The sequence below is a fragment of the Streptomyces venezuelae genome, from assembly GCF_008642335.1.
GTDB classification, from domain to species: Bacteria; Actinomycetota; Actinomycetes; order Streptomycetales; family Streptomycetaceae; genus Streptomyces; species Streptomyces venezuelae_F.
On sequence record NZ_CP029191.1, the window covers coordinates 5,243,919 to 5,258,821 of the forward strand.

14 protein-coding genes are annotated in these 14,903 nt (G+C 72.3%); 10 read left to right on the forward strand and 4 right to left on the reverse strand.

All coding sequences use genetic code 11. The annotated features are described in order from the left end of the window. Window positions 1–1,047 carry an ABC transporter ATP-binding protein gene (locus DEJ49_RS23920; protein ID WP_150186038.1) on the forward strand — a complete coding sequence of 349 codons (1,047 nt, stop codon included), beginning with the start codon at window positions 1–3 and terminating at the stop codon, window positions 1,045–1,047. Next, the gene (locus DEJ49_RS23925; RefSeq protein ID WP_150186039.1) at window positions 1,034–2,095 is read left to right on the forward strand and encodes an ABC transporter ATP-binding protein; all 1,062 of its coding nucleotides are present in this window, start codon (window positions 1,034–1,036) and stop codon (window positions 2,093–2,095) included. Before DEJ49_RS23920 ends, DEJ49_RS23925 begins: the two co-directional genes overlap by 14 nt. A gap of 19 nt (window positions 2,096–2,114) precedes the next feature. Here the strand turns inward: DEJ49_RS23925 and DEJ49_RS23930 are convergent, their stop codons facing one another. Next, window positions 2,115–4,292, reverse strand: coding sequence for a S9 family peptidase (locus DEJ49_RS23930; protein WP_150186040.1), 2,178 nt, complete (start codon window positions 4,290–4,292; stop codon window positions 2,115–2,117). Between the two features lie 147 nt (window positions 4,293–4,439). On the opposite strand from DEJ49_RS23930, the gene DEJ49_RS23935 reads away from it, so the two are divergent. The 8 genes from DEJ49_RS23935 to DEJ49_RS23975 all read left to right on the forward strand — a co-directional run bounded on the left by DEJ49_RS23935 (window position 4,440) and on the right by DEJ49_RS23975 (window position 11,922). Beyond that, window positions 4,440–4,634, forward strand: a complete 195-nt coding sequence (locus DEJ49_RS23935) for a hypothetical protein (protein ID WP_150188427.1) — start codon at window positions 4,440–4,442, stop codon at window positions 4,632–4,634. Window positions 4,635–4,656: 22 nt separating this feature from the next. Next, window positions 4,657–5,580, forward strand: coding sequence for an N-acetyl-1-D-myo-inositol-2-amino-2-deoxy-alpha-D-glucopyranoside deacetylase (mshB, locus tag DEJ49_RS23940; RefSeq protein ID WP_150186041.1), 924 nt, complete (start codon window positions 4,657–4,659; stop codon window positions 5,578–5,580). 110 nt (window positions 5,581–5,690) lie between these two features. Then, the gene (locus DEJ49_RS23945; RefSeq protein ID WP_150188428.1) at window positions 5,691–6,059 is read left to right on the forward strand and encodes a DUF6113 family protein; all 369 of its coding nucleotides are present in this window, start codon (window positions 5,691–5,693) and stop codon (window positions 6,057–6,059) included. Window positions 6,060–6,224: 165 nt separating this feature from the next. Beyond that, window positions 6,225–8,315 (forward strand): hypothetical protein, encoded by a 2,091-nt coding sequence (locus tag DEJ49_RS23955; RefSeq protein ID WP_190329426.1) that lies wholly within the window; start codon window positions 6,225–6,227, stop codon window positions 8,313–8,315. Between the two features lie 115 nt (window positions 8,316–8,430). Continuing rightward, window positions 8,431–9,372: an ABC transporter ATP-binding protein gene (locus DEJ49_RS23960; RefSeq protein ID WP_150188429.1), complete on the forward strand. Its 942-nt coding sequence runs from the start codon at window positions 8,431–8,433 to the stop codon at window positions 9,370–9,372. A 14-nt stretch (window positions 9,373–9,386) separates the two neighbouring features. Beyond that, the gene (locus DEJ49_RS23965) at window positions 9,387–10,127 is read left to right on the forward strand and encodes an ABC transporter permease (RefSeq protein WP_150188430.1); all 741 of its coding nucleotides are present in this window, start codon (window positions 9,387–9,389) and stop codon (window positions 10,125–10,127) included. Further along, on the forward strand, window positions 10,124–11,320 hold the full coding sequence (locus tag DEJ49_RS23970) for a sensor histidine kinase (protein WP_223832967.1): 1,197 nt from the start codon (window positions 10,124–10,126) through the stop codon (window positions 11,318–11,320). Before DEJ49_RS23965 ends, DEJ49_RS23970 begins: the two co-directional genes overlap by 4 nt. Further along, window positions 11,317–11,922 carry a response regulator gene (locus tag DEJ49_RS23975; RefSeq protein WP_411757192.1) on the forward strand — a complete coding sequence of 202 codons (606 nt, stop codon included), beginning with the start codon at window positions 11,317–11,319 and terminating at the stop codon, window positions 11,920–11,922. Before DEJ49_RS23970 ends, DEJ49_RS23975 begins: the two co-directional genes overlap by 4 nt. Before the next feature lie 25 nt (window positions 11,923–11,947). On the opposite strand, the gene DEJ49_RS23980 is transcribed toward DEJ49_RS23975, so the two are convergent. From DEJ49_RS23980 to DEJ49_RS23990, 3 genes are all read right to left on the reverse strand, one after another. Continuing rightward, window positions 11,948–12,802, reverse strand: coding sequence for a SirB1 family protein (locus DEJ49_RS23980; RefSeq protein WP_150186046.1), 855 nt, complete (start codon window positions 12,800–12,802; stop codon window positions 11,948–11,950). A gap of 70 nt (window positions 12,803–12,872) precedes the next feature. Then, window positions 12,873–13,703 (reverse strand): transglutaminase-like domain-containing protein, encoded by an 831-nt coding sequence (locus DEJ49_RS23985; RefSeq protein ID WP_150186047.1) that lies wholly within the window; start codon window positions 13,701–13,703, stop codon window positions 12,873–12,875. Window positions 13,704–13,774: 71 nt separating this feature from the next. Beyond that, window positions 13,775–14,776: a GNAT family N-acetyltransferase gene (locus DEJ49_RS23990; protein ID WP_150186048.1), complete on the reverse strand. Its 1,002-nt coding sequence runs from the start codon at window positions 14,774–14,776 to the stop codon at window positions 13,775–13,777. Window positions 14,777–14,903: the final 127 nt, after the last annotated feature.

Below are 14,903 nucleotides of genomic sequence, written 5' to 3' on the forward strand. Positions count from 1 at the left end.
ATGGCAACCGTGGCATCCGAGGCAGCCGCGTCCGGCACACCCGGGGCGTCCAGGCTGCTCGAAGTGCGCGACCTGCACGTCGAGTTCCGCACCAGGGACGGCATCGCCCGAGCCGTCAACGGAGTGGACTACAGCGTCGACGCGGGCGAAACCCTCGCCGTCCTCGGCGAATCCGGGTCCGGCAAGTCCGTCACCGCCCAGGCCGTCATGGGCATCCTCGACACCCCGCCCGGCAGGATCACCTCCGGGGAGATCCTCTTCCGGGGGCGGGACCTCCTGAAGCTCAAGGAGGACGAGCGGCGCAAGGTCCGCGGCGCGGGCATGGCGATGATCTTCCAGGACGCGCTGTCGTCCCTGAACCCGGTGCTCAGCGTCGGCGAACAGCTCGGCGAGATGTACGTCGTCCACAAGGGCATGTCCCGGAAGGACGCCAAGGCCAAGGCCGTCGAACTGATGGACCGGGTCCGCATCCCGGCCGCCAGGGAGCGCGTCGGTCAGTACCCGCACCAGTTCAGCGGCGGCATGCGCCAGCGCATCATGATCGCCATGGCGATGGCGCTCGAACCCTCGCTGATCATCGCCGACGAACCCACCACCGCCCTCGACGTCACCGTCCAGGCCCAGGTCATGGACCTCCTCGCCGAGCTCCAGCGCGAGATGAACATGGGCCTGATCCTCATCACCCACGACCTCGGCGTCGTCGCGGACGTCGCCGACACCATCGCCGTCATGTACGCGGGCCGCATCGTCGAACGCGCCCCCGTCCACGAGATCTACCGGGCGCCCGCCCACCCCTACACCCGCGGCCTCCTCGAATCCATCCCGCGCCTCGACCAGAAGGGCCAGGAGCTCTACGCGATCAAGGGGCTGCCGCCGAACCTCATGAACATCCCGCCAGGCTGCGCCTTCCACCCCCGCTGCCCCATGGCCCAGGACATCTGCCGCACCGACGAGCCGCCGCTCCACCGCGTGACGTACGAGGGGCTGACCGCCGAGCGCAGGAGCGCCTGCCACTTCTGGAAGGAGACGCTCGATGCGTCACGTTGAGCTCGCCGACGTCGGCACGCCCGCCGGACGCGAGCCGATCCTCCAGGTCCGCGGCCTCGTCAAGCACTACCCGCTCACCCAGGGCATCGTCTTCCGCAAGCAGGTCGGCGCGGTCAAGGCCGTCGACGGCGTCGACTTCGACCTCGGGCACGGCGAGACGCTCGGCATCGTCGGCGAGTCCGGCTGCGGCAAGTCGACGGTCGCGAAGATGCTGGTCAACCTGGAGCGGCCGACCGCGGGCGAGATCCGCTACAAGGGCGAGGACATCACCAGGCTGTCGGGCCGCGCACTCAAGGCGGTGCGCCGCAACATCCAGATGGTGTTCCAGGACCCGTACACCTCCCTCAACCCCCGCATGACGGTCGGCGACATCATCGGTGAGCCGTACGAGATCCACCCCGAGGTCGCCCGCAAGGGCTCGCGCCGGCAGAAGGTGCAGGAGCTGCTCGACGTGGTCGGGCTCAACCCCGAGTACATCAACCGCTATCCGCACCAGTTCTCCGGCGGCCAGCGCCAGCGCATCGGCATCGCGCGCGGCCTGGCGCTCCGGCCCGAGGTGATCGTCGCCGACGAACCGGTCTCCGCCCTCGACGTCTCCGTCCAGGCACAGGTCATCAACCTCCTGGAGAAGCTCCAGAACGAGTTCGACCTCAGTTACGTCTTCATCGCCCACGACCTGTCGATCGTGCGGCACATCTCCGACCGGGTCGGCGTCATGTACCTGGGACGGATCGTCGAGATCGGCTCGGACGCCGAGATCTACGACCACCCCACGCACCCCTACACGCAGGCGCTGCTCTCCGCCGTGCCCGTCCCCGACCCCGACGCGCGCGAGCACCGCGAGCGGATCATCCTCTCCGGGGACGTGCCCTCGCCCGCCAACCCGCCCTCCGGCTGCCGCTTCCGCACCCGCTGCTGGAAGGCAAGGGAGCGGTGCGCCCTGGAGGTGCCGCTGCTCGCCGTCCCGGCGGAGTTCCGGCTCGACGACAGCCCCGCCGCGCACGACTCGGCCTGCCACTTCGCGGAGGAGAAGCAGGTCGTGCCGTAACGGGCGGGGCGGCTCGCGGCTACTCCCTCGGGAGTCCCAGGGACCGCTTCAGGAAGTCCACCTGGAGCAGCAACAGGTTCTCCGCGACCTGCTCCTGCGGGGTCATGTGCGTGACCCCGGAGAGCGGCAGGACCTCGTGCGGGCGGCCCGCGGCGAGCAGCGCGGAGGACAGCCGCAAAGAGTGCGCGACCACCACGTTGTCGTCGGCGAGGCCGTGCACGATGAGCATCGGGCGGTGCGGCTCGGCCGCCTCCACGAGACCGTCGTCCCAGATCAGGGAGTTGTGCCGGTACGTCTCCGGCGTCCGGGTCGGATCGCCGAGGTACCGCTCCTCGTAGTGCGTGTCGTAGAGCCGCAGGTCCGTGACCGGGGCGCCGACCACCGCCGCGTGGAACACGTCGGGGCGGCGCAGCGCGGCCATGCCGGCGAGGTACCCGCCGTAGGACCAGCCGCGGATCGCCACCCGGCTCAGGTCGAAGGGGAACCGCTCGGCGAGCGCGTGCAGGGCGTCGACCTGGTCCTCAAGGGTGAGGGTCTTGTCGTTCTTGATCGACTTCTCCCAGCCGGGGGAGCGGCCGGGGGTGCCGCGGCCGTCCGCGACGAGCACCGCGAACCCCTGGTCGGCGAACCACTGGGAGGTCAGGAAGATGTTGTGCGCACGCTGCACGCGCTGGCCGTGCGGGCCGCCGTACGGATCGAGCAGTACCGGAAGGGGGCCGTCCGTCTCCTTGTAATCCGTGGGGAGCAGGACGGCGCACGGGATGTTCCGCGTGCCCCCTTCGGTGAGCGTCACGCGCGGAGTGAGCCCCGGGCGCTGGGCGTGTGAGGCGATCGTCGCCACCTGCTTGCCCTCGCGCAACACCTGCACCTGCGCGCCGGGGCGGTCGAGCGTGGCGGACACCAGGACGGTGAGGCCGCCCGCACGGACGGCCGAGTGCACGCCCGGCTCCTGCGAGACGCGCTCCACGCCCAGTTCGTTGACGCGGTACACATGGATCTCACCGGTCTCCGGGTCGGCCGCAGCCGCGCCCGCGGACGCCGAGAGGAGGATGTCCTCCTCGGTGACGTCAAGAACCGCACGTACGTGCAACTGGGGCCCTGTCAGGGGACGTTCCCCCCACGCGAGGACGCGCGCGCCGCCCTCGTCCGCGATCCGCACGAGCTTCCCGCTGGGCGACCAGCACGGCACACCAGGGAAAAGTTCAAGCCATTCTGGATCTTCTTCCGCGTGCACCATCCGCGTGGCCCCGCTGTCCGGGTCCACCGCCAGATACAGCTGGCTCCCCTGATCGCGGGACTGCACGAGCAGCAGCGGCGCACCATCCGCCGACCAGTGCACACGTGCGAGATACGGGAAGCGGGCACGGTCCCAGACCACCTCGGTCCGCGATCCGTCGAGGCCCAGGACCCACAGGCCGACCTCCGCGTTGGGCGTGCCCGCGGCCGGGTACGCGACCTGCTCCGGCGCCCGGTCCGGGTGCGCGGGATCCGCGATCCACCACCGCTGCACGGGGGCGTCGTCGACCCGCGCGACGAGCAGCCGCTGCGAGTCGGGAGACCACCAGAAGCCCCGTGAACGGGCCATCTCCTCCGCCGCGATGAACTCCGCCAACCCGTACGTGACCGTCGCCTCCTGGCCCGCCTCGGGCTCCGCGAGGGCCCGGTCGCCCTCCCCGTCGGCGCCCGTCACGCGCAGGGCGCCCCGCGCCACGTAGGCGACATGACGCCCGTCCGGCGAGGGACGCGGGTCGATCACCGGCCCCGGTACGGGCAGTTCGCGCGCCGTGCCCGCGCGCAGCTCAGCGGTGAACAGGCGGCCCGACAGGGCGAACGCGGCCAGCTCCACGGCGGCGTCCGTCGCGTAGCCCACGATGCCCGCACCGCCCTCACGGCTCCGCTCGCGCCGTGCGCGCTCCGCCGCGGACAACTTCTCGGCGGCGCCGCCGAGCAGCACGTGCGGATCGGCGGCGACCCGCTCGGCGCTGCCGTCCGACACGTCGAGGACCCACAACCTGTTGGCCCGGTCGGTGCCGTCGGAGGAGCGCAGGAAAACAACGCGTGAACCATCCGGCGCCACGGTGAACGCACGGGGAGCGCCGAGGGTGAAGCGCTGGGTGCGGGCGTGCTGACGCGGGAAGGAGAGCCGCTGTGCCTGGCTCTCGTCGGGCCTGGGAATTCCGGGGTTCTCGGTGGTCATCCCCTGAGCCTATGGCTCATGCGCCCCCCTGTGCTGCCGTGCTCCGACTCATGCGTCCGCACGGATAGTTATGATCCGTAGCGCTTGGTGGGTATGAACCTGCTGACGTCCGCACTGGGGTACGACAACGAGTTGGAGGTGACCGCCGTGGCACTCTCGATTTCGGCGGTGGTGCTGCTGGCAGTCATCGTCTTCCTGTTGGTCAAGAAGTCAGGACTGAAAGCGGGGCACGCGGTCGTCTGTACGCTGCTCGGCTTCTACCTGGCGAGCTCGTCCGTCGCCCCGACGATCAACGAGCTGACGACGAACGTGGCGGGCATGATCGGGGACATCAAGTTCTGACGCGGGCTCGTAGGGTGGTCCCATGACGGAACTGCCCGCCCGGCGCCTGCTGCTCGTGCACGCGCACCCCGACGACGAGTCGATCACCACCGGCGCGACCATGGCCAAGTACGCGGCCGAGGGTGCGCACGTCACCCTGGTGACCTGCACCCTGGGCGAGGAGGGCGAGGTCATCCCGGCCGGACTCGCCCACCTCGCGGCCGACCGGGACGACTCCCTCGGTGCCCACCGCGTCGGGGAGCTGGCGGCCGCCATGAAGGAAGTGGGCGTCACCGACCACCGCTTCCTCGGCGGCCCCGGGCGCTACCGCGACTCGGGGATGATGGGCGTCGAGCAGAACAGCCGCCCCGGCGCCTTCTGGTCGGCGGACCTCGACGAGGCCGCCGCCCACCTCGTCGAGGTGATCCGCGAAGTGCGCCCCCAGGTCCTCGTGACGTACGACCCCGACGGGGGATACGGCCACCCCGACCACATCCAGGCGCACCGCGTCGCCATGCGCGCGGCCGACCTCGCCGCCGACCCGGCCTTCCACGCCGACCTCGGCGCGCCCCACACGATCGACAAGATCTACTGGAACCGCGCCCCGCGGTCCGTGGTCGAGGAGCGCTTCGACCGGATGTCCGGCGCGCTGCGGGACTCGCCGTTCGGCACGCCCGCCGTCGTCGCGGATGTGCCCGGCGTCACGGACGACGAGCGGATCACCACCGAGATCGACGGCCGCCCCTACCTGACGGCCAAGGCAGCGGCCATGGCGGCGCACGTCACACAGATCACGGTCAGCGGGCCGCTCTTCATCCTCTCCAACGAACTCGCGCAGCCCATCTTCGATGTGGAGTACTACGAGCTGGTGCGGGGAGAAGCGTCGGCAGAGGGAAACTCCCGCGAGACGGATCTGTTCGCGGGACTCGAAAGGGTGACGGACATGGCTGAGGTGACCGCGCTGTGAGTACGCGTTCGCGAGCGTCGTCGGGGGCCGGGTCCGGGGCTTCAAAGCCCCCCGCCTCTCCCGGCGCGGGGTCCGGCGCCGCCGCCGGCGGCAGCTTCCTCGCACAGCCCCTGAGAGCGGGCCGCCTCGGCGCCTACGCACTCCTCTTCGTCCTCGGCGCCGTCGTCGGCGTCGCCGGCTCGCTCGTCCAAGGCGGCTTCTTCCCCGCGGGGTTGCTGCTCGCGCTCCTCGGCGCCGCCGGTCTCTTCTACGGCGGGTCGCGGGCGATCGGCACCAGGGCGGGGGCCGTTGCGCCCGCGGCCGGCTGGCTGGTCGCGGTCATGCTGCTCACCGCCACCAGACCCGAGGGCGACTTCCTCTTCGGCGCGGGGATCGTCTCGTACGGCTACCTGCTCGGCGGAATGGCCGTCGCTGTGATGTGCGCCACGCTCGGGCAGGGGCCGCAACCGGCCGCGCCCGCCGCCCGACTTGGCAAGTGACGTACCACTTCGCCCCGTGTCGCGCACGGGTTTGACGCCGGTCACGGGATGAGTGCCGACGGCGGCCAGTATGGTGGTGCGGCCGCCGAGCCTCCCCCAACCTCCGGCCGGGGGGACCCCGGATGAGGTCGAGACGGGCGGCGGAGTCAACCAGGAGAACCTGCCTTGAGTCGTGAAACTGACAGTTCGTCCTCCGGGCCCCAGGGGCGCGGTGGAGCCGCCTACCCCTCGGGGACGCCGCCGTACGGCTCCCCGGCACAAGGTGCCGCCGACGACGGCGGCAGGGACGGAGCGCGGCGGCAGGCCGCCGAGGAGCGGCCCGGCGAGCCCGAGACCCAGACCACGCTGACCACCCGCATCCGGATCAACATCCCCGGCTCGCGGCCCATCCCGCCGGTCGTCATGCGCACGCCCGTCGGTGACGAGGGGCCGCGCGGGGAGTCCGTGCCGCTGGACGGCGGGCGCGGGGACGGTGGGCGCGGTGGTGACGGTGCCGAGCCCGGTCCGCCGGGTGCGCCCGGTGCTGCCGGTGCGGGGAACGCGGGTGGGACGGCCGACGCCGGCGCTCCGGCCGCCTCCGGTTCCGGCGAGAGCGCTGCTCCCTCCTCCCCGGCCGAGGAGAAGACGAGCGACTGGTTCGCGCCGCGCAAGCCGCCGCGGAACGAGAGCGGAAGCGGCACGAGCACGTCCGGCTCCGGCACGTCCGGCTCCGGCACGGGCACCGGCTCCTTCGACGTGTCCGGCGCCGTCGCGTCGGGCCCCCTCGGCACGGGCGCACCGCAGGGCGACCCGAACCGCGGCGACCTGCCCTACTTCAACGACGGCCCCGGGGACTCCCGGCACCCGTCCGGGCCGACCGGCGGCCCCGTCACGGGTGACAGCCCGCTGGCGCCCCCGAACCCGTCGCCGGGCCGCCCCGCGGGCCCCGGCGCGCCCGGTGGCCCCGGCGCCCCCGCGAACTCCGGCCCCCGGCCGCCCCGTTCCGGTGCCATGAGCGACGACACCGCGATCCTCACACCGCAGAAGGCAGGACCGGTCTCGCCGCCGCGCGGACCCGGTGGTCCCGCCGGTCCCGGCGGACCGGGCGCGCCCGGCGGCCCCGGAGCCCCCGCGCCGGGCTCCAACGTCTCCGGTGAGACCCTCACCAGCGGCATCCCCGTCGTACCGCCCGCGCAGGACACCTCGCCGTTCGCGCCGGGAGCGCAGGGTGAAGGCCCCGTGCCGCACACCCCGCCGAAGCTGCCCGAGCCGGTCCGCTCGGACGTGCCGCCCGCCGCGCCCGCACCGAAGGGGAAGGCGAAAAAGAAGAAGGGCCGCAACAAGCTGGTCCTCCTCGTGGCCGCCGTCGTGGTCGCGGGCTGCGGTGCGTACGGCGCGGGCCTGCTGATGAACCACGCCGACGTACCGAAGGGCACCACCGTGCTCGGCGTCGACATCGGCGGCGGCACCCGCGACGAGGCCGTCCAGAAGCTCGACGCGGCGCTCGACGAGCGCGTCACCAAGCCGCTGAAGTTGTCGGTCGACGGCGACACCGTCAGCCTCAAGCCGGACCAGGCGGGCCTGACCCTCGACAGCCAGGCCACCGTTCGCGAGGCCGCGGGCAGCGACTACAACCCCGTCTCGGTCGTCGGCTCGCTCTTCGGCAACCAGCGTGTCGTCGAGCCGGTCATGCCCGTCGACGAGGAGAAGCTGGCGGCCGCCCTGGAGCGCGCCGCGGGCGGCTCCGGCACGGCGCAGGAGGGCACGGTCAAGTTCGTGCCCGGCAAGGCCGTCCCGGTCTACGGCAAGGTCGGCAAGGGCATCGACCCGCAGGCGTCGACCAAGGCGGTCGCCGAGGCGTACGAGAAGCAGGTCGAGACGGGCAGCGCGGGCACGGTCCAGGTGCCGGTCACCACGCGCAAGCCGACGATCTCCAAGGCCGCGGTCGACAAGTTCATGACCACGTTCGCCAAGCCGGCGATGTCCGCCAACGTCACCATCAAGGCGGGCGCCAAGTCGATCCCCTTCGGGCCGGAGAGGTCGCTGCCGAAGATCCTGGAGACCAAGGCGCTCAAGGACGGCACCCTCCAGGTGCACTACAACCTCGAAGAGCTCAAGAAGCTGTACGGCAACGTCTTCGACGGCGTCCTGATCCAGCGCGGCAACGGCGACAAGACTCCGGTCCAGCCGACCGACGTGGCCCAGGCGATGGGCAAGGCGCTCACCGGCAAGACGCCCGCGGAGCGCATCGGGGTCATCGAGACGAACGCGAGCTGACCCCGCCCGCGTAGCCGCCTGACCGCGTCACCCGCGTCACCGACTCCGGCATGACATCTGTCATGCCGGAGTCGGTGCATTCGACACTGCCGCCGTGACCTGCGCTTTTGTGACGATGGTCGGCATGACGACGAGCACAGCACCGCCCACCGCCGACGTGGTGAGCTTCGAGCGGGTGACCAAGAGCTTCGGCGACGTCCGCGCCGTCGACGGACTGACCCTCACCCTCCGTCCCGGCGAGACCGTGGCGCTCCTCGGGCCGAACGGCGCGGGCAAGTCCTCCACCCTCGACCTGTTGCTCGGCCTGCGCAGGCCGGACAGCGGGACGGTGCGGGTCCTCGGCACCGAGCCGCGCGAGGCGATCACCGCGGGCCGGGTCGGCGCGATGCTGCAGAGCGGCGGCCTGATGGGCGAGGTGACCGTGCGCGAACTCGTCACGCTCGCCTGCGACCTGCACCCCAGGCCGTACCGCGTGAACGACGTGCTCGCCCACGCGGACATCACGAAGATCGCGGACCGCAAGGTCCACAAGCTCTCCGGCGGCCAGGAACAGCGCGTCCGCTTCGCGCTCGCCACGGCCGGCGCCCACGACCTGATCGTGCTCGACGAGCCGACCACCGGCATGGACGTCACCGCACGCCAGGCGTTCTGGGCCACCATGCGGGAGCAGGCCGACCAGGGCCGTGCCGTCCTCTTCGCCACGCACTACCTGGAGGAGGCCGACGCGATCGCCGACCGCGTCCTCGTCCTGCACCGCGGCCGGCTCCTCGCCGACGGCACCGCCGCCGAGATCAAGGCGAAGGCGGGTGCCCGCAAGGTCTCCTTCGACCTGGCGGAGATCGACGCGGCGCTCGCGGGGCGGCTGCGCGCGCTGCCCTTCCTGACCACGCTCGACATCGCGGGCCACACCGTCCGCGCCCAGTCGACGGACGCCGACGCCACCGTCCACGCGCTGTACGGCCTCGGCGTCTACCCCCGCAACCTCGAAGTCGCCGGGCTCGGCCTGGAGCAGGCCTTCGTGGCGATCACCGAGGCCGAGGAGGCCAGGACCGCATGAACCAGATGAGTGGCATGAACAGCCTGATCAAGCTGGAGATCACCCGCGCCCTGCGCAACCGCAAGTTCCTCTTCTTCTCCGTCATCTACCCGTCGGTGCTCTTCGTGATCATCGCGGGCAGCCGGAACGGCGCCGACAAGGTTCCCGAGACCGGTCTGTCCGTCCCCGCGTTCATGATGGTCTCGATGGCGTCCTTCGGCGCCCTGACCGCCGTCCTCATGGGCAACAGCGAGCGCATCGCCAAGGAGCGCGAGAGCGGCTGGGTGCGGCAGCTGCGCCTGACCTCGCTGCCGGGACGCGGCTACGTCCTCGCGAAGACCGCGAGCGCCGCCGTGGTCAGCCTGCCGTCCATCGTCGTGGTCTTCGCCGTCGCGGCGATCTTCAAGGACGTCCGCTTCGACGCCTGGCAGTGGGCGGCGCTGACCGGCGCGATCTGGGCGGGCAGCCTCTGCTTCGCCGCGCTCGGCGTGGCCATCGGCTACCTCGCGACCGGCGACGCCGTACGCCCCATCACGATGATCATCTACTTCGGGCTCTCCATCCTCGGCGGCCTGTGGATGCCCGTCACGACGTTCCCGCACTGGCTGCGGGAGACCGCGTCCTGGCTGCCCACCCACGCGTACGCTGCCCTCGGGCAGGCCATCGAACTGGGCGAGGCACCGCACGCGAAGGACATCACGCTTCTGGTCGCCTACTTCCTCCTCTTCGCGGGCGGCGCGGCATGGCTGTACCGGAAGGACACACTGAAGGCGTGAACACGACAGACGCTGAGGGCAGCGAACTCCACCCCGTCTACACGTTCGGACGCCCGCCCCAGGGCCGCCGCCAGTTCCTGACCAAGTCCGCCTGGATCGGCGTCTGGCTGGTGTTCCTGAGCTCCCCGGTCAAGGACCTGGCCGACGGGCACCACACGCCCCTCGCCACCGTCCTCGGCTCGCTCGGCCTCGCGCTCTTCGTGGCCATCTACCTGACCCTCGTCTTCCGCTACACCACCAGGATCATCCGGTGGCGCGCCGTCATCGCCTGCTTCGCGCTGCTCGTGGTCCTCGCCGTGGTCCTCGCGTTCAGCCTCGGCGACCACTGGCTCGGACTCTTCGTGTACGTCTCGGTCTCCGCGGGCGCCGTCCTGCCGGTGCGGTACGCGCTCGGGGTCATTCCCGCCGTCACGCTCCTGATGATCCTGGTCGGCCTGCGCGACGACGGCCTCGGCGACCTGATCACCAACCTCGGAGTGATCACGCTCCTGGTGGGCTTCGCGATGTCCGGCGTACGCGAGCTGATCCGTACGACGGTGCAGCTCCGCCAGGCCCGCGCGACCGTCGCCCAACTCGCCGCCAACGAGGAGCGGCTGCGGCTCGCCAGGGACCTGCACGACCTGCTCGGCCACTCGCTCTCCCTGATCACGCTCAAGAGCGAGCTCGCCGGGCGGATGCTCCCGACCCACCCCGACAAGGCCGCCCAGCAGGTCGCCGACATCGAACAGGTCAGCCGCCAGGCGCTGGTGGACGTGCGCGAGGCGGTCTCCGGCTACCGGCGGCGCACCCTCGCCGGTGAACTCGTCGGCGCGCGCACGGCGCTCACCGCCGCGGGCGTCGACGCCGAGGTGCCGGAGGAGCCGCCCGCCGAACTGCCGGGCGAGGAGGCGGAGGCGGCGCTCGCCTGGGCGCTGCGTGAGGCCGTCACGAACGTCGTGCGGCACAGCGGGGCCCGGCGCTGCACGGTGGCGTTCACGGCGCGGCAGACGCTCGCGGGACGGCTCCTGGAGCTCACCGTCGAGGACGACGGAGTGGGCGCCTCCGGTGCGGGCGCCGGCAACGGTCTGACGGGGCTCACGGAGCGCGTGGAGGCGGTGGGCGGGGCGCTGGAGACGGGGCCCGCGGACCGCCGCGGCTTCCGCCTCGCGGTCCGCGTACCCCTGGCGAAGGCCACCGTAGGATCCCCCTCATGATCAGAATCCTCCTCGCCGAGGACCAGGCCATGGTCCGTGAGGCCCTCGCGGCGCTGCTCGGCCTCGAACCGGACATCGAGGTCGTCGCGCAGGTGGCGCGCGGCGACGAGGTGCTCGCGGCGGCCCGCGAACACGCCGTGGACGTGGCGCTGCTCGACATCGAGATGCCCGGCCGCACGGGCATCGAGGCGGCCGCCGAACTCAACGCGGCACTGCCCGCGTTGAAGGTGGTCGTGCTCACCACCTTCGGCCGCCCCGGCTATCTGCGCAGCGCCATGGAGGCCGGCGCCGATGCCTTCCTGGTCAAGGACGCGCCCGCGGCGCAGCTCGCCGCGGCGGTGCGCAAGGTGCTCGCGGGGGAGCGGGTCATCGACCCCACGCTGGCCGCGGCCGCCCTCGCCGGGGGCGCGAACCCGCTGACCGACCGGGAGCGTGAGGTGCTGCGCGCGGCGGCCGACGGCGCCACCAACGCCGAACTCGCCACCGCCCTGCACCTCTCCCGGGGCACGGTCCGCAACTACCTCTCGACGGCGATCCAGAAACTCGCGGTCCGCAACCGCGCGGAGGCGGTCAAGACCGCCAGGGACAAGGGCTGGCTCTGACAGCCCGTTCCATGGACCCGGGCCGTCAGTTCAGCATCGCCCGCGCCCCCTGCGCCTGCCGCCGCACCCGGTCGGCCGTCGCCGGGTCCAGGGCGGCCACCTCGTCGGCGTAGGTGTCGAGCTCCCGCGCGCCCGCCGTGTACTCCCCTTTCTGTACGAGGAGCTGGGCGCGTTCGTAGTGCAGACGCGGCGACGGCGAGGGCAGCAGCAGGCAGAGGTCGACCGCCCAGAGCGATACGTCGGAGCGCTCGGGGCGGGACGCGGCCCAGGCGCGGATGTTGTTCAGGATGCGCGCCACGATGTCCAGCGGCTCCGCGGCGCTCAGCATCGACGGCGCGAGCGGTGTTCCTGTGGCGGCCGAGACGAGGAGCTCCACGTCCATGCCGGTCAGCAGCCGCCCGCCGCCGAACGGATCGACGAGCACCCGCTCCTCCTGAGAGCCGAAGCCGACGACGAAGTGCCCCGGCAGCGCCACGCCGTGGACCGGGGCTCCGGCGCGCCGCGCCACCTCCATCCACACGACGGAGAGCAGGATCGGCAGCCCTCTGCGGCGCCGCAGGACCTGGTGCAGGAGGGAGGAGTCGAGCCGCTGGTAGTCGCCGGGTCTTCCCTTGAACCCGAAGCCCTGGCCGAGGAGTTCGGAGAGGGTCACGGCCCAGGCCAGCGGGCCGGGGGCCCGGCCGGCGGGGTGGCCGGGCGCGGCCTGTTCCGCGAGCCGGTCGAGCATGCGCCGCGCGGCGTCGATGTCCGCCGCGTCGAGGGAGGGGTCCGCCTCGGCGCCGATCAGCAGGCACAGCAGCGACAGGTCGGGCCGCGGCGACCCGGCCTCGGCCGCGAACAGCCGCCGCCACTCGGTGGTTCCGGGGGATCGGGGGTGCATACGTCCCTCGTGCCCGGTCGCCTCGATCGATACGTACCGGCGAGCGGGACCGCGCGGCGCCGCCCGCCGGTCAGTTGAGCATCGCCCGCGCGGCCCGCGCCTGCTGGCGGACCCGCTCCGCCGTCGTCGGCTCGACCGTCGTCACCACATCCGCGTAGGCGTCGAGCTCCGCCGCGCCCCCGAGGAAGTCACCCCGCTGCACGAGGAGTTGCGCCCTCTCATAGCGCAGCCGCGCCGGATGGGCGGGCAGCAGCAGCGACAGCTCCAGGGCCCACAGCGCGACGTCGGACCGCTCGGGCCTGGCGGCCGCCCAGGCGCGGATGTTGTTGAGGATGCGCTGCACGATGTTCAGCGGATCGGCGGGCGTCAGCATCGACGGCTGGATGCCCGTGCCCGCCGTCCCCGCCACCAGGAGCTCCGCGTCGGCGCCGGTGAGCAGCCGCCCGCCGTCGAACGGGTCGGCGAGTATCTGCTCGTCCTTGGGCCCGAAGCCGACGACGAAGTGCCCCGGCAGCGCCACCCCGTACACCGGGGCGCCCGCACGCCGCGCCACCTCCATCCACACCACGGAGAGCAGGATCGGCAGCCCCCTGCGGCGCTTCAGGACCTGGTGCAGGAGGGAGGAGTCGAGCCGCTGGTAGTCGCCCGGCGTGCCCTCGAAACCGCACTGCTCACCGAGGAGTTCCGCCATCGCGACGGCCCACGCGCGGGGCCCGCCGGGACGGAACGGCAGCAGGCCCGCGAGACGGTCGAGCTCGATCTCCGCGGCGTCGATGCCCGCCTCGTCGAGGGAAGGGTCCGCCTCGGCACCGATCAGCAGGCACAGCGGCGCGAGACCGGGCCGTTCCGACCGTGCCTCCTCGGTGAACCGCCGCCGCCATTCGCCGGACTCCGCGTGCATACGTGCCTCGTGTCTGCCCTCGCCGGGCGCTGTCTCCGTGCCGTGCCGTGCTATGCCGTTGTGCCGCCCGCTCAGGCGGGGCCGTACCGGTAGTGGTGATAGGCGTGGTGTGCGGCGAAACCCATCCCGTCGTACAGCGCCCGCGCGCCGTCGTTGTCGTCCTCGACCTGCAGCCAGGCCGCCGACGCGCCCTCGGACAGGGCCTGCCGGGACAGCGCGGTCATCACCGCGGTGGCGAGCCCCTCGCGCCGGTGCTCCGGAGCCACCTCGACGGCCATGAAGCCCGCCCAGCGCCCGTCCACGACGCACCGCCCGATGGCGGCCGGGGCGTCACCGCTCCCGGGCACGGAAGCGAACCATACCGAGGGCCCGCCCGCCAGCACCTCGAGCACATGCGGACCGGGAACCCCGAACCGCTTGTACCGCCGCAGCCACGGCTCGTCGAAGGTCCGGGACAGCGTCACGCGGTCCGTGTCCGCGTCGAGGTCGGCGACCGGGGCGAGCCCGCCGATGTGCAGCCGCGCGGTGACCTCGCGCTTCCAGCCGTGCTCCTCCAGGGCGGCGCACAGCAGCTCCTGCGTGCCCTCGGCGCCGGTCGCGGTCTGCACGTAGGGCGGCAGGCCGCGGGCCGCGTACCACTCACGGACGTACGCGAGCGCCTCGTCCAGCGGCCGGCCGGGATCGCCAAGCGGCAGGACGGAGTTGGCGCGCCGGGTGAACCCCGCCGCCGCCCGCAGCTCCCAGTCGCCGAGGCGCTCGCTCTCCACCGGCCGCCAGGCGCGGGCGGACACGCGCGCCAGCTCCTCGTACGAGGCGGCGGGTCCCCTTCTGCGCGCCGGCGCGGCCGGCACGACCTTGCCCGCGACCAGGGATCCTTCCGGGATGCGGACGGTTTCGCCGTCCCGGCGTGTGATGAGCACCACACCGTCGTTCCACGATGCGAGAACGCCCACCGTGTCGGTGAACTTCTCGCCCGAGATCAAAGCGTCGCTCAAGCGCCGTACCGAGACGCGTTTGCCCACGTCAGCAGGGGTGATGCGGACCTCGAGTCGTCCACCGGCAGCGAATTCCACAGCTCTGTCAGCCCCTCCTGTTCGGATCATGCCCGGGAACGGAGATACTAGGGGTGGGCATCGACGACGCCGCGCTCCCGCGCGCCAGGCGAGCGGAGCCTGAGGACGGCCCGCCAACGCCCGTATC